At 64.7% G+C, this 19,182-nt stretch carries 15 protein-coding genes and 3 pseudogenes; 12 read left to right on the top strand and 6 right to left on the bottom strand.

The window, feature by feature from the left end; all coding sequences use genetic code 11:
- Positions 1-114 precede the first annotated feature (114 nt).
- The 4 genes and pseudogenes from ACQCSY_RS21705 to ACQCSY_RS21690 all read left to right on the top strand — a co-directional run bounded on the left by ACQCSY_RS21705 (position 115) and on the right by ACQCSY_RS21690 (position 3,546).
- On the top strand, positions 115-1,011 hold the full coding sequence (locus ACQCSY_RS21705) for a CheB methylesterase domain-containing protein (protein WP_427132084.1): 897 nt from the start codon (positions 115-117) through the stop codon (positions 1,009-1,011).
- Positions 1,008-2,195: pseudogene (locus ACQCSY_RS21700) on the top strand (CheR family methyltransferase). The gene ACQCSY_RS21705 and the pseudogene ACQCSY_RS21700 overlap by 4 nt, the downstream one beginning before the upstream one ends.
- The gene (locus tag ACQCSY_RS21695; RefSeq protein ID WP_427132083.1) at positions 2,192-2,572 is read left to right on the top strand and encodes a chemotaxis protein CheW; all 381 of its coding nucleotides are present in this window, start codon (positions 2,192-2,194) and stop codon (positions 2,570-2,572) included. Before ACQCSY_RS21700 ends, ACQCSY_RS21695 begins: the two are co-directional and overlap by 4 nt.
- Positions 2,572-3,546, top strand: a complete 975-nt coding sequence (locus ACQCSY_RS21690) for a GGDEF domain-containing response regulator (protein ID WP_427132081.1) — start codon at positions 2,572-2,574, stop codon at positions 3,544-3,546. Before ACQCSY_RS21695 ends, ACQCSY_RS21690 begins: the two co-directional genes overlap by 1 nt.
- Positions 3,547-4,146: 600 nt before the next feature.
- Here the strand turns inward: ACQCSY_RS21690 and ACQCSY_RS21685 are convergent.
- From ACQCSY_RS21685 to ACQCSY_RS21675, 3 genes are read right to left on the bottom strand one after another with little or no spacing between them, the layout of a single operon-like run.
- Positions 4,147-4,989: an amino acid ABC transporter permease gene (locus ACQCSY_RS21685; RefSeq protein WP_427132079.1), complete on the bottom strand. Its 843-nt coding sequence runs from the start codon at positions 4,987-4,989 to the stop codon at positions 4,147-4,149.
- A gap of 13 nt (positions 4,990-5,002) precedes the next feature.
- A complete protein-coding gene (locus tag ACQCSY_RS21680; RefSeq protein ID WP_427132077.1) occupies positions 5,003-5,650 on the bottom strand; it encodes an amino acid ABC transporter permease in 648 nt (215 codons plus the stop codon).
- Between the two features lie 10 nt (positions 5,651-5,660).
- Positions 5,661-6,641: a glutamate ABC transporter substrate-binding protein gene (locus tag ACQCSY_RS21675; protein ID WP_427132075.1), complete on the bottom strand. Its 981-nt coding sequence runs from the start codon at positions 6,639-6,641 to the stop codon at positions 5,661-5,663.
- Between the two features lie 576 nt (positions 6,642-7,217).
- On the opposite strand from ACQCSY_RS21675, the pseudogene ACQCSY_RS21670 reads away from it, so the two are divergent.
- Positions 7,218-7,838: pseudogene (locus ACQCSY_RS21670) on the top strand (integrase core domain-containing protein).
- Between the two features lie 70 nt (positions 7,839-7,908).
- On the opposite strand, the gene ACQCSY_RS21665 reads toward ACQCSY_RS21670, so the two are convergent.
- Positions 7,909-8,754 (bottom strand): purine-cytosine permease family protein, encoded by an 846-nt coding sequence (locus ACQCSY_RS21665; protein ID WP_427132073.1) that lies wholly within the window; start codon positions 8,752-8,754, stop codon positions 7,909-7,911.
- 47 nt (positions 8,755-8,801) lie between these two features.
- Between ACQCSY_RS21665 and ACQCSY_RS21660 the strand changes: the two are divergent.
- Positions 8,802-8,966 (top strand): annotated as a pseudogene (locus tag ACQCSY_RS21660) (cytochrome b/b6 domain-containing protein); the annotation flags it as partial.
- Positions 8,967-9,259: 293 nt separating this feature from the next.
- Complete coding sequence (locus ACQCSY_RS21655) at positions 9,260-11,407, top strand: copper-translocating P-type ATPase (protein WP_427132071.1); 2,148 nt, start codon at positions 9,260-9,262, stop codon at positions 11,405-11,407.
- Between the two features lie 30 nt (positions 11,408-11,437).
- Here the strand turns inward: ACQCSY_RS21655 and ACQCSY_RS21650 are convergent, their stop codons facing one another.
- Together ACQCSY_RS21650 and ACQCSY_RS21645 are read right to left on the bottom strand one after the other, a co-directional pair.
- A complete protein-coding gene (locus ACQCSY_RS21650; protein ID WP_427132070.1) occupies positions 11,438-12,649 on the bottom strand; it encodes a PLP-dependent aminotransferase family protein in 1,212 nt (403 codons plus the stop codon).
- Positions 12,650-12,684: 35 nt separating this feature from the next.
- Entirely contained in the window at positions 12,685-13,365 is a 681-nt protein-coding gene (locus ACQCSY_RS21645) for a TetR/AcrR family transcriptional regulator (protein WP_427132069.1), read from the bottom strand.
- 162 nt (positions 13,366-13,527) lie between these two features.
- On the opposite strand from ACQCSY_RS21645, the gene ACQCSY_RS21640 reads away from it, so the two are divergent.
- From ACQCSY_RS21640 to ACQCSY_RS21620, 5 genes are all read left to right on the top strand, one after another.
- The gene (locus tag ACQCSY_RS21640) at positions 13,528-14,475 is read left to right on the top strand and encodes an ABC transporter substrate-binding protein (RefSeq protein ID WP_427132067.1); all 948 of its coding nucleotides are present in this window, start codon (positions 13,528-13,530) and stop codon (positions 14,473-14,475) included.
- A 110-nt stretch (positions 14,476-14,585) separates the two neighbouring features.
- Complete coding sequence (locus ACQCSY_RS21635; protein ID WP_427132065.1) at positions 14,586-15,413, top strand: amino acid ABC transporter permease; 828 nt, start codon at positions 14,586-14,588, stop codon at positions 15,411-15,413.
- A gap of 5 nt (positions 15,414-15,418) precedes the next feature.
- On the top strand, positions 15,419-16,177 hold the full coding sequence (locus ACQCSY_RS21630; protein ID WP_427132064.1) for an amino acid ABC transporter ATP-binding protein: 759 nt from the start codon (positions 15,419-15,421) through the stop codon (positions 16,175-16,177).
- A gap of 37 nt (positions 16,178-16,214) precedes the next feature.
- Positions 16,215-17,837 (top strand): thiamine pyrophosphate-binding protein, encoded by a 1,623-nt coding sequence (locus ACQCSY_RS21625; protein ID WP_427132062.1) that lies wholly within the window; start codon positions 16,215-16,217, stop codon positions 17,835-17,837.
- 547 nt (positions 17,838-18,384) lie between these two features.
- Entirely contained in the window at positions 18,385-19,152 is a 768-nt protein-coding gene (locus ACQCSY_RS21620; protein WP_427132060.1) for a polysaccharide deacetylase family protein, read from the top strand.
- Positions 19,153-19,182: the final 30 nt, after the last annotated feature.

Raw genomic sequence — 19,182 nt, 5'->3', positions numbered from 1 at the left:
CCTCATCGTGGAGGACGCGCCCACCACGGCGGTCCGCTCACCCGCGGCCTGCAACGTGACGGCGATATCGTCGTCATCGGCCAGGCCCCCACAGGGGCGGCCGCAATCGGGCTCGTGGCCCGTGAGTATCCCGACGCCATCATCCTCGGCCTGAGCACGAACGGCGGCAGCGGGCAGTATTTCATCGAACAGGTCATGGCGCACACGCCCACGCCCATTCTCGTGCTCTCGACCCGGATCGCGGACCGGCATTCCCCGTCGGCCGTCGCGGCCCTCGTCGCCGGCGCCCTCGACGCGCTGCCGGCTCCGGACAGCTGGAGCGCGGAGCTGGAATCCCAGCTCCGCCACACAGTTCGTCAGATCAGTAAGGTCCGGGCGATCCGGCATCCCCGCGGGGGCCTGGCCAGGATCTCGACCGCGGACCCAACGAAGCCGGGCAGCGGCCGGCAGGCGGTCGTTGCGTTGGCGGCGTCGACCGGTGGACCCAAGGCACTCGCGACGGTGCTGGCCGGGCTCGGCGGGCTGAATGCGCCGGTGCTCATCGTCCAGCACCTGAACCCGGATTTCACGGGCGGACTGTTGGATTGGATGGCCCGCGCATCGGCGTTGCCGGTCGAGATCGCCACCCATGACGGCGTCGCACAGCCAGGGCGTGTCTACCTTGCCCCCGGAGGATCGCACCTGCGTCTGGCCCCGAACCGCCGGCTTGAGCTCGGATCGACCCCGGTCACGACCCACCGGCCGTCCGCCGACGAACTCTTCCGTTCGGTGGCGGAGCACACCGGGTCGGCCGGCGTCGGGGTCATCATGACCGGCATGGGCGACGATGGTGCCAGGGGGTTGCTCGAGATCCACCGCCAGCGGGGCCAGACCTTGGGCCAGGATCAGGCCTCGTGCGCGGTTTTCGGGATGCCGCAAGCAGCCCAGCGCCTCGGGGCGCTAACGACTTTGTTGCCGCCGGAGCAGCTCGCGACCGCGATACTCCGGGCCGTATCGTTGGTGCGGGCATGAGCGCCCTCGACCCGTCGGAGGCGGTCATCGACCGAGTGGCCGAGCTCCTGAGAACCGAGGTCGGTCTCCGACCGGAATCCACCCTGCGTGCCCGACTCCGGCGCTGCATCCGGGACGAGGCCGCTGGCCTGAGACTGGACTCCGCCCACTATCTCCAAGCACTCTCGACCAGTCCCGGCCTGCGCCAGGGCCTCCTCAACCGGGTTACGGTGCAGGAGACGGGATTCTTCCGCCACCCCGAGCATTTCGAGGTGCTCGCTCGCGACATTCTCCCGACGCTGCAGCAGCCGATCAACATTTGGAGCGCCGGCTGCGCCAACGGGCAAGAGGCGTTCAGCCTCGCCATGCTGCTCGAGGAACAAGGGATCAGAGGGTCGGTGATCGCCACCGACGTGTCGACCTCTGCGCTGCGCCGGACGAGCGCCGCCCGCTAGACGGCCCGGGAAATCAGCGGACTCACGCCTGAACGGATCGCGCGCCACCTGATTCCCGTCGGCCTGTCCTGGGAAATTAACCAGTCGCTGCGGGACCGGGTCAGCACGGTGCACCACAACCTCATCGACCCGGTCCCCGGCCGGGTGCGCTCGTGCCAGCTGGTGTTCTGCCGCAACGTGCTCATCTATTTCTCGCCACAGCACGCCAAGGTATTCCTCGACCGTGTCGCGAACGCCATGCCTGCAGTGTGGCTGTTTCTCGGCGCGACCGAGACCAACTGGTCGGTCGGTGACCGCTTTGAGTCCGTGCGGATCGGCGCCACCTACGCCTACCGTCCGCTGGCGGTTCCCGCCGTGCCTGCGCCGGCGAACGCCGAGCGGGAGATGGCACGGCTTCCGAGTTCTGAACGGACCCCGGCCCGAAGCGCCGTGAACGCGTCGGCAGCCATCGCACGCCTGGCACAGGCCGGGCAGCAGGCATTCGCGGCAGGGGACGAGCGGGCCGCCGTCGTCATCTTCCGCAAGTGGGTTTACCTCGCACAGGACGATGCTCTCGCCCACCTGCATCTCGCCCTCGCCCTCGCTCTCGAGGCCGCGGGCGACCAGCTCTCGGCCCAACGTGCCTTCGGGGCGGCCCGACGCGCCCTGCTGGAGTCCGACGCCGCGGAGACGCGGTTCGCTATGGACGGCTACGACCCGGCCGAACTCCACAAACTTCTCGATGCCAAACAGCGGGAGCCGACTCGATGATGACCATGGTCTGTTTCCAGTCCGCCGGAGCGGCGTACTGGCTCCCAGTGGAGGCCACCCGGGCGGTGCGCACCTCCTCCGGCATCCGTTCCTTGCCAGGGACAGGGCCCGACATAGTCGGCATCCTGCCCGGCCAGCCACCGCTGACGGTCATCTCGGTGTTGGGCGGCGGCGGCACACACGTCCTCGTCGTCGAGGCCGGTGGCGCGGCCTTCGGACTGCTTGTCGATGCCGTCACGGGGCTTCGGCGCATCGCCGTCGCCGACATCCGCCCGGCCCCCACCGGTCGGGGCCGGTCGTTCATCTCAGGAACAATCGACTCGGATGGCGAGCTGATGCTCGTGGCCGACCCGGATGCCCTGGCGGCGCGACTGTGATGGGCGCGACCGCATCCGCGACTACCGCGACCGGGACCACCGTGCTGATCACCGACGATTCGCTAGTCATCCGCGCCGTCGTCCGCTCCCACCTCGAAGCGGAGGGTTACCACGTCATTGAAGCCGTCGACGGGGCGGCGGCGCTCGAACAGTGCCGGCACCTCCCTCCGGATGTCATACTGCTCGACATCGAAATGCCCGGACTCGACGGATACGAGGTGCTCGCCGAGCTCAAGGCCGACCCGAAGCTGATGGACCTGCCGGTCGTCTTCCTCACCACACTTACCAAAATGGAAGACATCCTGCGCGGGCTGCGTGGCGGCGCCCACGATTACCTCAAGAAACCGTTTGAACCGGCCGAACTCGTCGCACGCGTCGCCGCGGCCGCTCACGTCAAGAAACTGCAGGACCAACTTCGCAAACGCAACACCGAACTCGACCTGCTCAGCCGCACCGATGCCCTCACCGGCTTGCACAACCGGCGGCACCTCGAGGATGAGCTCGCCCACCACCGCGCCGAGGCCGTGCGCCACCACGACCCGCTGTGCGTGCTGTTGCTCGACATCGACCACTTCAAACTCGTCAATGACAGATACGGGCATCCCGCCGGCGACGTCGTGCTCGCCCGGTTCGCCGATCGTCTCAGCAGTGAATTGCGCGCAGGGGATGTGGCAGGCCGATGGGGCGGTGAGGAATTCCTCGTCGTCTTGCCCCGGACCGACCTCGATGCCGCGCTCGTCGTCGCGGATCGAATCCGCCGAGCCATCGCGGCGACGCCCATGGTGGCGGCCGGCGTGGAAATCGCTGTGACAGTCAGCGGAGGCTGTGCGTTAGGGCCCGGAGAATCCGCAGATGAACTCGTCGACGTCGCTGACGCGCGGCTGTACGCCGCCAAGGCTGCTGGCCGCAACCGGATTGTGGCCCTGACAGCGGCACCGGACCACGAAGCTATATATCCCAGCGAGCCTGCCTAACTCGCCATACCCCTTTGATGGACACCTCACTACACCTCACTACACCATGCCATCCGACATCGACAGCTGGCGCTCGGTTTGGCGGTCACGGGCCTCATGTACTGGCGACGGCCAGAGTTCTTCCGCGGCGAAACCCTGCGTCAGGACACGCCAGCCCCGGTGATCCCGGAATAAGACCGGGCACAACTGCCCCTACCCACCCAACACTCAGTTCGAATCCAACAAGGACCCCGCAATGACAGCCATCGAACCCCCAGCATCGACCGCGACGTCGTGATCGTCGGTGCCGACGCCTCCGGTCTGACGGCCCCCCACGAACTGCGGGCAGGCCTCAGTGAGGCCGTGCTTCCCTGTCGCCGCCGACACCGCCGCGGTCATGGAGTCCCTCACGCGAGACGTCCCGCAGCGAGCGGGAGGGCCGCAGGCCTGCTTCACGGGGTCAGGACCGCACGGCGCCGCCGGGATTCGTCAGGGGCGGGAATTCCTCTAGATGGAGGTTCCAGCCTGCCCAGTCTTCGGGGCGGGTGGTGGGCCGGCCGAGGACGTAGCCCTACGCGGCCGCCATGCCGAGCGCGGTGACAGCGGCATGGATGCCGTCGCTTAGCCGATGCCCACTTCCAGGGCCTCTTGTCCGATCCGGGCGGCCCGTCCGGACAGGCGGCGTTCCAGGTACCGAGCGAATTGGGAGATCAGGACGTTGGTGACCACGTACACCGCGGCGATGATCAAATACGTCTGGATCAGGTGGTTGGTGTAGGCCGTGAGATTGTTGGAGGTCTTCATCAGCTCCGGATAACTGACGGCGTAGCCCAGGGTGGTGTCTTTGAGCAGGACCACCAGTTGGGCCACCATGGAGGGCACCACGATCCTGATCGCCTGCGGAAGCACGACGCTGCGCATGAGTTGGCCCTGGGACAGGCCCAGGCTCAGCCCGGCCTCGCTCTGACCGGCGGGAAGGGCTTTGATGCCGGCCCGGAAGATTTCGGCCATCACCGCCGAACTGCACAGGGTGATGGGGATGACGAGCTTCCAGAAGATGTCGGGGTTGATCCCGTATTGAGGGAGTCCGCTGACGAAGATATAGACCACCAGCAGAAGCGGAACGGAGCGGAAGAACTCGATCCAGCCCGTGGCGAACCGCCGCAGCGGGGTGCGCACCGACAGCCGGCCGAGGGCGAGGACAAGTCCCAGCGGCAACGCAAAGATCGCGGACGCCGCCGCCGCGGTGACGGTGTTGCCCAGACCGGCAAGCAGGAAGAGCAGGTACGGCCCCTGGGTGAATTCAACCCAGCGATCGGCCGCGAGCTGACCCGCCTGCCCGAAGCGCAGGAGTACCACGGCCGCGAGGCCGGCGATACCGAGCAGGCTGAGCACGGTGAGGACCCGGATCCGACGGCGGGCCCTCGGGCCGGCGGCGTCGAAGAGACTGTCCTGAGTACTCATGGCTGGAACCGCTTCATCGTTGGACCCTCAGCCGTTCTTCCAGCCGCGCTCCCAGACCGCCGGCCAGCAGTGAAATGACCACATAGGCGACGGCGGCCAACAGATAGGTGGTCAGCCCAAGGGCCGCTTCGTTATTGATCTCCGAAACCTGCAGGGTGAGGTCCTTCACGCCGATGACACCGGCCAGCGAGGAGCTGAGCAGTATGCCAATGAACACGTTGACGACCGGCTGGATCACGCTGCGAAAGGCCTGGGGAAACAGCACAAAGCGGAGCACTCCGAAAAAGTCCAGGCCGATGGAGCGGGCGGCCTCAACCTGGCCCACCGACACCGCATTGACGCCGGTTCTAATGGCCTCGCACGTGAAGGCGCCGCCCAGCAGGATCATGGAGATGGCGGCGCAGGTGAACAGGTCGAACGTTATGCCGATGTCCGGGAGGCCGAAAGTCACCACCACCAACAGGCTGATCAGCGGGAGGTTGACGAAAAGTTCCACATACAGCCGCCCTACAGCGCGCAACGGCACTATGGGGCTGACCCGGCAGGCGGCGATCGCCGTCCCGATCACCAGCGACCCGAAAAAGGCGACGGCGGTCAGCCGCACCGTCATCCATAGCCCGGCCAGTAGCTCGTCGAGGTAGGTGGTGAGAAGCTGGTCCATAGGCCCGGCCTCAGGCTCCGATGGCAGGCGGCTTCGGCGGGTCGGTCTTGAGCACCTGGCCCACGGTGGCTTTCCACAGTGCATCCCAGGCGCCGTCGGATTCAACGATCTTCAGCCATGCATTGACGAAGGCCAGCGCGTCCGTGCCCTTGTGGAGCCCGATTCCGTATTTGTCGCTGTTGCCAAACGTTTCGCCGACGATCTTCACGTCCTTGTTCTTGGCCGCATTGGACAACAGGATGGATTGATCAATCACGTAGGCCTCCACCCGGCCCTGCTGGACTGCGGCGAGGCACTTGGGGTTGTCATCGAAGGTCTGGACGTTCGCTTCCGGGGCCACCTCCTTCAGTAGGGTGACACCGGTGGACGCGCTCTGCGTTGCCACCGTCTTGCCGGCGAGATCCGCCACGGACTTGATGGAGGTGTTGTCCGCCTTCACCAGAATGGCCGATTTGGACTCATAGTAGGGGCCGCCGAAATCCACCTTTTCGGCGCGCTTCGCGGTGATGGAGTAGGTGGCAAAAATGACATCCACCGAGTTGTTCTGCAGCAGTGTCTCACGCGTGTCAACGGTGACCTGCGAAAGGTTCTCCTTGGGCTCGCCGATAATGTACTTGGCGAGGAGCTGTGACAGGCCGGCATCGAACCCTGACACCTTGCCGGTGCCAGGATCCCGCAGTGAAAAGAGCGTGGAGGTGTCCGTGCCGCCACGCACCAACTGGCCCTTGGCCTTGATCGCCTTGGCCCAGGCACTGGCCTGCACTATTGAGTCCTGGGCCACGGCGCCCTTGGCCAACACAGCGTCAAAGGCGGCCAGATCGGTGACCGAACCGCCTGCCGCCCCGCCGGCGCTGGCAGAGCCGGATGGGACCGGCAGCGTCGGCGAGCCGCCACAGCCCGCGAGGGCACCGGCCCCCACGGCTCCAAGGCCCAGCGCAAGCGCTCCCCGCCGGCTCAACAGCCGTGACGAAAACCTCTCAAGTTCTGACATAAGTTGGTCCTCTCATGGCCGGCGACACCCAACCGATCGCCGTCGTCGATTCCAACCTATGACTGAATCCCCATCGAATCGGCGAACGCCACAAAAAACAGACCCGGATCGTAACAATAAGCTGGCTGAGCATCGTTCCCGGTTGAGACAGGGCGTTAAACAGGACCAGCCCGGCCGCTCGGGGGTAGACGGTCTTCTCCACCTTCCGCTGCATCAGCGGGGGATACACCTAGAAGGCGTATGTGCCCGGGGTGGATGATGCATCGACCTCGTCAAGCACGAAGGCGGTGTCAGCTTCGAGTCCCACCTCGGGCACAGCATTCCCCCTCGTCAGAGTTTTTGATTTAAAGTGTGGACGCTGCGTCCACATGCATCCCTCTCACGGGGTGCCGGAAGGGTATGCGGGTCCGGGGATGTTCGGTTGTGCGCGGGAGCGGGGGGTCAGCTCGTCTGGGCCGGGGACCTCCTGGGAGTCTCGTGCCCGGGCTTTGGGGCCGCCTTGGTGGTGGGTCCTGCTGTAGGTTTTAGCACTGTTACCTATTGATACGGTAGGGTGCCGAGTTCAAGGCTGAGGCCATTGAGTTGGGTGATTTCATCCGGCCGATCGGTTGTTCAGGTGGCCAAGGACATTGGGGTCAATGAGGGCACCCTGGGGAACTGGGTGCGTGTCTGGAAAGAGGATCACCCGGAGGCCGGGGCCGACGATCCGGGCCCTGTTGAATGGGCCAAGTACAAGGCCCTGCAGGCCGAGAACGTCGAGCTGAAACGGGAAATCGAGTTCTTGGGAAAAGTCAGCGCCTTCTTCGCCGCGAAGCAACTATAGACGAGTACTCTGCGTTTATCAGGCAGGAGAAGGCGTGCTACCCGATCGAGTGGATGTGACGGAAACTCGGGGTTTCCAGGGCCTCGTACATCCGGTCCGTTCCAGAAATGGTGTGCCGCGCATGGTCTCACCCAGTCCATGGGCGAGGTCAGGACATGCTGGGATAACGCCGTCGCGGAGTGCTTCTTCTCGCATATGAAAACGGATCTGTACTACCAAAACCAGTTCGAGAACCATATTGCCCCCGGACCGCCGTGATGGAATATATCGAGTCCTGGTACAACCGGCGCAGGCCCCATGCCTACAACAAAGGGCTGCCCCCGGCGGCAGCGCTAACCGAATACCAAAATATGTCCCAACCGGCTGCAGCGTAAGAAGAATAATCAATCAAGCTGTCTCAAAAACTTGACGAGCGCAGGTAGATGCTTTGTTGAATGCCGGGCGTTAGTGGTGTGTGTGGCCCTCGGCTTTGCTGAGTTGTATTTCCGTGGTGAGGTCAAGGGAGCGGCAGAAGCTGAGATACAGGACCGCGGCCACCGGGAGTCCGACGAACACTGAATAGTCAACGGCGCCTGCGGCCGCGGCGATGAACCCCGTAAATGGTGCGGTGACCATGAAGGGGACCATGGCAACGAGGGCGATGATGTAGGCGCCGATGCCGCGCCAGCCCCAGCGGCCGTAGATGCCGTTTGGTTTGAAGATTTCAGCGACGACGTATCGCCCCTTCCGCACGAAGAAGTAGTCCACCAGGTTTATGGCGGTCCAGGGAGTGAAAAGGTACGCCAGAAAGATCAGGACGTTGCTGAAGAAGATGTTGAAGTTATCAATGCCGACGAACTGGCTGATGACGAAGACGATGCCGGCCAGGACGAGGATGGAAACCACTCGGATGAATCGTGTCGGCCGAATCCTTGTAAATGAGTCCACGATTGAGATCAGGGCCAAGCTTCCGCCGTACTGGTTTATGACCATGATGGAGAGGACACCAAGGAACAGCACGGAGAGGCCGATGACACCGAATCCGGGAAAGAGCCTGTCCCCTAAGCTGATGAACGCTTCAATCGGGTCAGATCCGGGAGAGGCTGCTGCCACGACGGCGCCCAGGACAAACACCCAGACGGAGGAGATGACGCTGGGTGCGTAGGTCCACCAGAAGGTCTTCCTGACACCCACGGTTGCGGGAAGGTAGCGGGAATAGTCCGAGACGTAGGGGGCCCAGCCAAGCTGGAATCCGGCGACGATGACAAACACCGTCATGAACGGGGCCAGTTCGAACGGGCCAGGCGTCATGGCATCCACCGGCAGCGCGTTGGATCCGAGAGCTATGCCCGTGAAGAGCGCTGAAGAACCACAATCACATGTACGGAACAGGCGACGACGGCGGCTGGCCGGGGTTCTGGATCTTCGGCGCTTCCCTCGTGGCCATGGTCGCCGCCTGGTTCCTGGCAAGGCCCCTCTTCCTGCGCCCCATCGCTTCGATGACAGGATCTGTCACGCGGTAGACAAGGAAGATGCCGACTTCATGTCTCAGGACCCAGTTCTCCCGTGTGGCAGCTGCAGGGCGTCTGACCAGCCGACGCCGGGCCGTGACCGGATAGCGCCGACCGGCGGTCAATTCAAAGTCCCTCCTTCACTCCGTTGAGTTATACCCCCAGGGGGTATAACATGGGAACAGCCTTCGCCGCAGTTGATCCCGACGCTCTCCGTCGGTGGTGCCTGCCGCGGCCGGCGCCACCTTGGCCACTTCTCCGGAAACCCATTCTGGCCGTACCCGACCAGCCAGAGGATAAGGACCATGAACGAGCACCAGGAACCCGGTGACCACGGGATGCACCCCGGCCATGCCGGTCAGGATGCGCACGTGCATGACCACGTCGCGACCGCGCCTGCAACCCCCTCCGGCCACGAAGGGCACGACATGTCCGGCCACGGGGGACACGACGTGTCCGGCCACGAAGGGCACGGTGACCACGTCGGACAGTTCCGGCGGCTGTTCTGGATCATGCTGATCCTGGCGGTCCCGGTGGTGGGATTCTCCGGAATGTTCTCGTTGATCCTCGGCTACCACCTCCCGGGCGCTGCCTGGGTCCCTTCGATCTCCCCGCTCCTCGGCACCGTCATGTACGTGTGGGGCGGCAAGCCGTTCCTCACCGGCGCCGTGGATGAGCTGCGCTCCCGCAAGCCCGGCATGATGCTGCTGATCACCCTCGCGATCACGGTCGCATTCCTCGCCTCCTGGGGTGCGAGCATCGGGCTCCTGGACCACGAACTCGACTTCTGGTGGGAGCTCGCGCTCCTGATCGTGATCATGCTGCTTGGCCATTGGATCGAGATGCGCTCCCTCGCCCAGACCACTTCCGCGCTGGACTCCCTCGCAGCGCTCCTGCCGGACCAAGCCGATCGCGTGGACGGCGATACGACCGTGCCGGTGCCGCCATCGGAACTTCAGGTCGGCGACCTGGTCGTCGTCAGGCCCGGCGGCCGCGTTCCCGCCGACGGCAGAATCGTCGGCGGTTCGGCGAGCATGGACGAGTCGATGATCACCGGCGAGTCCCGCACCGTGCGCCGAGGTGAGGGCGACCACGTTGTCGCCGGAACCGTCGCCACCGACTCCGGCCTGAGGATCGAGATCACCGCCGTCGGTGAGGACACCGCTCTGGCAGGGATTCAGCGTCTGGTCACCGACGCGCAGAACTCCAGCTCCCGCGCCCAACGCGTCGCCGACACCGCGGCCGGTTGGCTGTTCTGGTTCGCACTCGGTGCAGGCGTCATCACCGCGATCGTGTGGGCCCTCATCGGCCTGCCCGACGACGGTGTCGTGCGGACGATCACCGTGCTGGTGATCGCCTGCCCCCACGCGCTCGGCCTGGCGATTCCGCTCGTGGTCTCCATCGCCACCGAACGCGCCGCCCGTGGCGGTGTGCTGATTAAGGACCGGCTCGCGCTGGAGAGCATGCGCACCGTGAACACGGTCCTGTTCGACAAGACCGGCACCCTCACCAAGGGCGAGCCCACTATCACCGCCGTTGAAGCCAGCGGAGACCACAGCGAGGACCGGATCCTGGCACTGGCCGCGGCCGCCGAGGCCGACTCCGAGCACCCTCTGGCCCAGGCGATCGTGAATGCGGCAAGGGGCCGCGGTCTTGCCGTCCCGGAGGCGTCCGGATTCGCGTCGTCTCCGGCGGTGGGCGTCTCCGCGATGGTGGACGGCACCCGCATCCAGGTCGGCGGACCCAATCTGCTGGAGCAGGAGAACGCCGGCGAGCTGGGTATCGCCGGTTCCTGGCGCGGGGAGGGTGCGATCATCCTGCACGTCCTGGCCGACGGTGCGGTGATCGGTGCACTGAAACTGGCAGACGAGATCCGCGACGAGTCCCGCCAGGCCGTGCAGGCGCTGCACGCACTGAACGTGCAGGTCGTCATGATCACCGGCGACGCCGAGGCTGTCGCGCAATCCGTCGCCGCCGAGCTGGGCATCGACCGCGTCTTCGCAGGGGTCCGGCCCGAAGACAAGTCAGAAAAGGTCAGAGAACTCCAACACGAGGGCCGGAAGGTCGCGATGGTCGGCGACGGCGTCAACGACGCCCCCGCCCTCGCCCAGGCCGATGTCGGCATCGCGATCGGCGCCGGCACGGATGTCGCCATCGCCTCCGCCGGCGTCATCCTCGCGAGCGACGACCCCCGCTCGGTGCTGTCCGTGATCGAGCTGTCCCGCGCCTCCTACCGCAAGATGAAACAGAACCTCTGGTGGGCGGCCGGATACAACCTCATCTCCGTCCCTCTTGCCGCGGGCGTCCTTGCCCCGGCCGGCTTCGTCCTGCCGATGTCGGTCGGTGCGATCCTGATGTCGCTGTCCACGATCGTCGTCGCCCTCAACGCCCAACTCCTGCGCCGGCTCGACCTGCGGCCAGAAACAAGCGCGAATGCGGCACGGAATCACTGACTCCTTGACCGTCGAACGCCCGGGACAAGCTCAGATGGAGCGGATGGCCGCGGCGAGGCGCTTGACGCCCTCCTCCAATTGTCCTGCCGGTGCGTAGGAGAAGGCGATGCGGAGCTGGTTCTGTCCGCCGCCGTCGGCGTAAAACGCGCTTCCGGGAACGAAGACCACACCGGCGTCAATCGCCGCGGCGAGCACCCTGCCAGTGTCCGTACCCTCGGGCAGCGTGACCCAGGTGAAAAAGCCGCCGGTCGGCGTGGTCCACTGCGTTCCCCCCGGCATGTGCGCGGCAAGCGCGTTCAGCGTTGCCTGGCAGCGTTCGGCGTAGACGGCTGCATATGCGGCGATCTGGCCGCGCCAGTCGAAGCTGTTGATGTACTGCTCCACCACCAGCTGGCTCAGTACCGAGGGGCAGATTGTGGTGGCCTCGGCGGCGATCTGCAGCCGGCCGCGGACGTCCTCCGGCGCAACAATCCAGCCGACGCGCAGCCCGGGTGCGAAAATCTTGGAAAAAGACCCCAGATAGAACACGTTCTCCGGGTCCAGGGTATGCATCGCTGGCCTGAGCGTACCGTCGAAGCTAAGCAGACCGTACGGGTTGTCTTCCACAATCAGCACGCCCTCGGCACGGCAGATGTCCACCACACGCTGGCGGCGTTCGACGGACAGGCTGATGCCGGAGGGGTTGTTGAAGTTGGGGGTGGTGTAGAAGAACTTGATCGTCTTGCCGGCGGCCTTGAGCCGTGAAATCACATCCTGCAGTCCGTCCGGATCCACGCCTTCAGCGTCCATGGTCACGTGCGCCACCTCTGCCTGGAAGCCCTCGAAGACGCCCAGCGCGCCCACGTAGGTGGGGCCTTCGGCGATCACTACGTCGCCGGGATCGCAGAAGAGTTTGGTCACGAGCTCGAGCGCCATCTGTGAGCCGGCAGTGATCTGGATATTCTGCGAGGCCGAGCTGATGCCTTCCAGCTCCATCACCTGGCAGATCAGTGCCTGGAGTTCCTCGGTCCCGGCACCGGAGCCGTATTGCAGGGCTTCCAGCCCACGGCGTTCGACGACGTCACCCACCATGGCGGCGATCTCACCGATCGGGAGCACCGGCAGGTAGGGGTTGCCGCCAGCGAGGGAGATCATGCCCGGGCGCATGGAGATGTCAAAGACGGCGCGGACCGGCGACGGCTGGAAGCCGGCGGCGCGCCTGGCCATCCGGTGCGTGTGCGAGGGTGCGGCTGAAATGGTCATGTGGTCCTTGCTTTCTGGTGATCCTGGACGGGTTGTTACCGGTCCGCTAGCAGTTTGGACCGCTTGTTCCGGATGAATTCTTCGGCGTCGATGCCGAATTCCCGGGCGGCAAACCGGTGAAGCGTCTCGATCATTCTTTCCGGGGTTGATTTGTGGATCCTGTTCAGTGACTGGATGGCGAGCCCGTCGATGACGGCCGTCAGCAGCGTGGCAAGCTCGTCCACTTCGGCGGCGGGCCGCAGCAGTTTCTCGTCCACGGCCTCCTGCAGAGCGCGGACGAACAGGCCCCGCCAGGATCCGAGCATCGCCGCGACGCTTTCCTGGATGTCTGGATTCTTGTGCGCGGCGGCATAGATCTCCAGCCAGAATCCCCAGGCTTCCTCGAACGGCGTCTCCCCTTCGACGGCAAACGTGAGCAGATCGTGGAGGCGCTCCAATGCATTCCCGCCCCGCTCGTAGATTCGCTCCCATTCCTTGGTTGATTCCTCAGTGCGGTACTCCACGGCGGCACTGATCAGCCGCTCCCGGTGACGGAAGTAGTGCTGGATCATTCCCACGCTGAAACCTGACAACTCGGAGAGCTCAGCGAAAGAGCAGCCCTCCACACCATGGCGCGCGATGACCTGCGAGGCGTAGTGCAGAATGCTTTGCCTGCGTACGGCCATTGCCTCCGCGGTTACACTGCGCGTACGTTTTGCTGCTGCCATTTCAGTCATGCCTACCTTCCCTACAAAGCTGTTCCCGAGGCTGCCCACAGAGTACGGGGCGGTTCGTGTCATCTACAGATGATGTTGCCACTTTGTCTTGACAGGTGATGTTGCTCATCTCACAATAAGTTACACATATTATTAAATCAACACCTGAACTGGAGATGCATCGTGAAGCACAACGGCGTGAGAAGGTCCCTCCTGGCTGCGGCCATGGTGTCCCTGGTGGCAGCAACGGCTGCCTGCACGAATGCGGAAGGAGCCTCGGCCACCGGGGCCGGCACGGCTGCCGGCGGCCAGAGCGGCCAGGAACTGGCCCAGTCCGTCCAAGTGGACCCGAAAGTCCAGGCCCTTGTGCCGGATGCCATCAAGAGCAAAGGCACCCTGAGCCTGGTTACCGATCCCACTTATGCGCCCATCGACTTCACCGATGACCAGGGCAAGATCATCGGCCTTGAGCCGGACATGGCGCTGGCCGTGGCCAAGAAGATGGGCGTCGGTATCTCGATCGACAAGGCCGACTTCAACGGGATCCTGGCCGGTATCCAGGCCAAGCGCTACGACGCGTCCTGGGCCGCGTTCTCCATCACCGCCGAACGCGAGCAGGTGGTGAACATGGTCAGTTACATGCAGGCCGGGACCTCCGTGCTGGTCAAAAAGGGCAACCCGGCCGGGGTCAACGCTGTCCTGGATCTGTGCGGCAAGACAGTGGCGGTCCAGACCGGCACAACGCAGGCACTCGCCGTACTGCCCTCCTTTGAAGAGCAGTGCACGGCCGCCGGCAAGGAAAAGCCCACGGGCCTGATTCTGCCGCAGCAGGACAACGTCAACCAGGCAGTGGCCTCAGGCCGCGCCCAGGCGCTCCTGGCGGACAACGCGCTTGTGGCCTACTACGCCAAGCTGCAGCCGGACGCCTTCACGCCGATCGACGCCATCCTGGTGGATCCCTCGCCCTACGGAGTGGTTTCAGCCAAGGACGACAGCGGCCTGGCCAAAGCGTTCCATGCAGCCATCCAGTCACTGATCGACGACGGCACGTACGCGAAGGTCATGGAATCATGGGGCCTCAAGTCCGGTGAGCTCAGCAAGGCCGAGCTGAACCCGGTGGTGGGTTCATGACGGCCGGCCAACGAATGGGGGCCACTGGCACGTCATCCAAGGTCAGCACGTCCAGAGGTGCGGAGGCGCCCGAGTTGCCGCAGGACTTCCTCTCCCTGTCCACCCGACCTGTGCTGAAACGCAAAAAGCCCGGCCAGTGGGTGGCCATGATGATGGTCGGTGTGATGGTCCTGATGGGGGTCTACGTGGTCTGCACCAATCCCGGTTTCGGTTGGGGCACGGTGGGCAGGTACCTGTTCGATATCCGCATCATGTCCGGTCTGCTGACCACCATCGAGCTGACCGTCATCGCAATGATCATCGGCTTCAGCGTGGGTCTGCTGGTAGCCGTCATGCGGATGTCGGACAACACCCTGCTCCGGGGCGTTGCAGGGGCCTACATCTGGTTCTTCCGCGGCACCCCGTTGCTGGTCCAGATGCTGTTCTGGGGCTTCGCGGCGGTGCTGTTTCCCACCATCGGAGTCGGCATCCCAGGCGGGCCCATGATGGTGGAGTGGAACACCAACGATGTGCTCCCGCTCTTCGTCGCCGGCATCCTGGGCCTGGGCCTCAATGAAGGCGCCTACATGGCGGAAATCGTCCGCGCCGGCCTGCTGGGCGTCCCGGCCGGCCAGACCGAAGCCTCGCACGCCATGGGGTTCTCCAAGCTCGAGACCCTGCGCTACGTTGTCATCCCGCAGGCCATGAAGATCATCCTGCCGCCGGTGGGCAACGAGACCATCTCGATGCTGAAGACCACCTCTCTGGTGATCGTGATCGGCGTCGGGGATCTGCTCTACAACACGCAACAGATCTACGCTAAGAACCTCCAGCAGATTCCGCTGCTGATTGTGGCGAGCATCTGGTACATCCTGCTCACCACGATCCTGTCCTTCGTGCAGGCACGCATTGAAAAACGGTATTCCAGGGGCAACGCCCTCGTAGCGGGAAGGGCCTGAACGCCATGTCTGAAGTCAGATTCCTGAATGTCCACAAGAGCTTCGGCGGGACAGCGGTGCTCAAGGGCATCAATTTCACTGTGGAAACCGGCCAGGTGGCCTGCCTGATCGGTCCCTCAGGTTCCGGAAAATCCACGCTCCTGCGCTGCGTCAACCACCTGGAGACCACCAGCTCCGGCACCATCCTGGTCGGCGGCCGGATGGTGGGCTACGAAGTCCACGGCGACCGCCTGATCGAGGCGCACCAGAAGGACATCAACCGGCGGCGCTCGCGGATCGGCATGGTGTTCCAGTCCTTCAACCTGTTCGGTCATATGACGGCACTGGAAAACGTGATGATGGGCCCGGCCAAACTGCTGAAGGAACCCAAGGCGCAGGCCGAACACGAGGCCAGGGAACTGCTGGCCAAGGTGGGCCTCGCGGACCGCACCGGGCACTACCCGGCACAGCTCTCCGGCGGCCAGCAGCAGCGCGTGGCGATTGCCCGGGCGTTGTCCATGAAGCCGGACCTCATGCTCTTCGATGAGCCCACCTCAGCCCTGGACCCCGAACTTGTGGGCGAAGTGCTGGACGTCATGAAGGCACTCGCCCGCGACGGCATGACCATGATCGTGGTGACCCACGAGATGGGATTTGCCCGCGAAGTTGCCGACGTCGTGGCCTTCATGGACGGCGGCGTGATCATCGAGGCCGGCGACCCCAATGACATCATTTCCCGGCCCCAGCACGAACGCACCCAAGCGTTCCTGTCCAAGGTTCTCTAGCACCCGGTCCTCCAGAGGACACTGAAAAGGATTCCCCATGACCAGCGACATCCCAACGCGCAACGTTGGCCTCGCCGTAATGACCACCCTGCGGAGCTACGGGATCAACACGATCTTCGGTATCCCCGGCACGCACAACCTCGAGTTCTACCGGCATCTGGAACCGCTCGGCATCCACCCCGTGACCACCCGCCACGAGCAGGGTGCCGGGTACGGCGCGGACGGCTGGAGCCAGATGACGGGGCTTCCCGGCGTCGTTATCACCACCTCAGGCCCCGGTCTGCTCAACGCGCTGTCCGCCGCGGCGACCTCCTATTGCGAATCGCGGCCATTGATCATCCTCTCGCCGGGCGCGCCCCGCGGCAGCGAATTTTCGGACATCGGCTCGCTGCACGAGACCAAGGATCCCACCGGTGCCGTGCGCGCGCTGATCGGCCGCAGCACCCGGGTGTCTAGCGGGCAGGAGGCTGTGGAGCTGATCCACGAGGCCTTCGCCTTCTTTGCCCACGGACGGCCGCGCCCGGTACACATCGAGATCCCGCTGGACCTGCTGGAATCCGCCAGCGATGTGGATCCCGCAGACTGCGCTGCCCGCCCCCTCGGTCCGCCCAAGCCCGCGGACGACGGCGCCGTGGCGGCCGCTGCTGACATCCTGCGCCGCGCGTCCAACCCGGTGATTCTGGCCGGTGGCGGCTCGCTGGGGACCGGTGGTTCGTCCGGCGCCAGCGCCCTGCTCGAACTCGCCGAACTGCTGCAGGCCCCGGTGATCACCACGATCAACGGCAAGGGCGCCATTCCGGAAGCCCACCCCTTGTCCCTCGGCTCCGAAATCCGTCTCGCGGGGGCCCAGGACCTGTGCAATGCCTCAGATGCCTTGCTCGTGATCGGTTCCAAGGTGGGTGAGTCAGAGCTGTGGGGCGGAAAGATCGTACCGAAGGGCAGCTGCATCCGCATCGATATCGATCCCGCGCAGCTGGAGACCAACCTCGCCCCGGCGATCGGGCTCTGCGGCAATGCGGCCGCCGTCGTGCCGCAACTGCTGGAGGCGCTCGACGGGCATCGGGCCGCACCGGCGCCGGTCCTGGCGGCGCTCCGGCACGACCTTCAGGCCGAGGCGCGGTCCCTGGCACCGGTACTGGCGCAGATCAACGAAATTCTCGCTGCGGCGCTGCCCGCGGACACGGTGATCGGCGGCGACTCGTCCCAGATCACTTACCTTGGCACCACGTCTTTCTTCCCCATGCAGCAGCCCCGTCAGCTGCTCTACACCCCGGCTTACGCCACCCTTGGCTTCGGGCTGCCTGCGTCCATCGGGGCCAAAGTGGCGGCACCGGAGCGACCGGTGGTGTGCCTGCTGGGGGACGGCGCCCTGATGTTCGCGGTCCAGGAGCTCATCACGGCCGTTGAGCAGGGCGTGGACCTGCCCATCATCTGCGTCAACAACGGCGGCTACGGGGAAATCCGGCAGAACATGGCCGATCGGGGTATTGAACCGGTGGGCGTCAACCTCGCCCAGCCCGACTGGGTGCGGCTGGCCGAAGCGTTCGGTCTCACCGCGTTCGAGGTCGGATCGCTGGACGAGCTCGCCGGGACCGTTACCAAAGCCATGGCCGTCAGCGGCCCCAGCCTGATCCACGTGAGCATCCAGCTAGCCCCCTGAGGATCCTTTATCCGGGGCAGCTCGGCACCGCCGCCCTGCATTCCCGCGCCTCCCCATATGGGAAAACTCCAACCCCCCGACGCTTGAAAGACCCCATGAAGCACACCTCCAGCAACCCGCGCATCGTCCACATCACATTCCACGATGCAGTCCACGATGCAGCAAGTCTGCAGGACGCACTTGACAACGCCGTCAGTCTCCTCGTCCGATCCGCTCTGAGGGAGGGAGGTCGGGGAATCCTGCTGACCCGCCATAGCCCCACCAGCTACAGTGCTGCACTGAGCAGGGACGTCCCCTACGGCCATACCCACGAAACCAGTCCGGATTGACGTGCCGCTGTGGTGCGGATCGGCTCACGCCCATGGGACCCATCTACTGGGCGTCCTCGGATCTGGCAGCCGAGGGGTAAGGCCTGTGGATGGTGCGGTCTACGTTGTTATGAAACAGCCGGACCATGCCAAATTCGAAGGGCCGCTTTCGTTCTCTTCAGTCGTTGCATCCGTGCAATCAGACCGCTAGAACTAAGGTGTGGTGGCGCCCAGCCAGGGTGTTCATTATCACGATTCCCTTCCGAGGGGGAATGATGTTAGGCCGCAGGTTCTTCCGCAACATCGCCATCATTCTGGCCGTCATCGGCTTAGCGATTGCCCCGACAGCGTCGCCGGCCGCCGTCGATCCGATGCCGCCGCTTCCCCAGCTGTCGTGGATCACTGCCGCCGAGCAATACAACATCCTGCATCTGTATTACCTCGGGCCCAAGGTCCGTCTTACGTTCGATGACTGTGCGACGCAGGCGAGGCTGACCGGCATCCTGGACTGGCTGAGGGCCAATGACATCCAGGCGACGTTTTTCTTCACCGGGCAGTGCATGCTGGCGCATCCTGGCTATGGGGAGCAGCTGATCAACGCCGGTCAACTTCTCGGAAACCACAGCTACGACCATGGCGACTATTCGCGCATGACTGCCGCTCAGATTGGGTACGAGGTTCGCCGCTACGGCAGCGTCGTTCCGACGACCAGTCCGAAGCTGTGCCGGCCACCGTACGGGGCAGGTGCCTTCAGCGTGGGGGTCTATGACGCCCTCGCGGCGGCGGGCTGCCGGCCAGCTTTCTGGACGGTAGACACCCGGGATTGGGACGGCTCGTCGGCCGCGACGATCATCCAACGGGTCAAGTATGGCGACGCCACAACCCCACGCGTTTACGCGGGTGGGGTCATACTTATGCACGGCACCGGTCTTCATACACTCGAGGCCTTGCCCGGCGTCCGTTCTGCGCTGATCTACCGCGGCTACGCTACGTTCCACATTCACTGATGAGTGTGCCTGCCGTCGCCGACGCCGGCC

Origin of the sequence: Pseudarthrobacter sp. S9, assembly GCF_050156545.1 — a bacterium.
Taxonomy (GTDB): Bacteria; Actinomycetota; Actinomycetes; order Actinomycetales; family Micrococcaceae; genus Arthrobacter.
The sequence above is the reverse complement of the archived record's forward strand: the minus strand, read 5'-3'. Positions and strand labels throughout refer to the sequence as shown.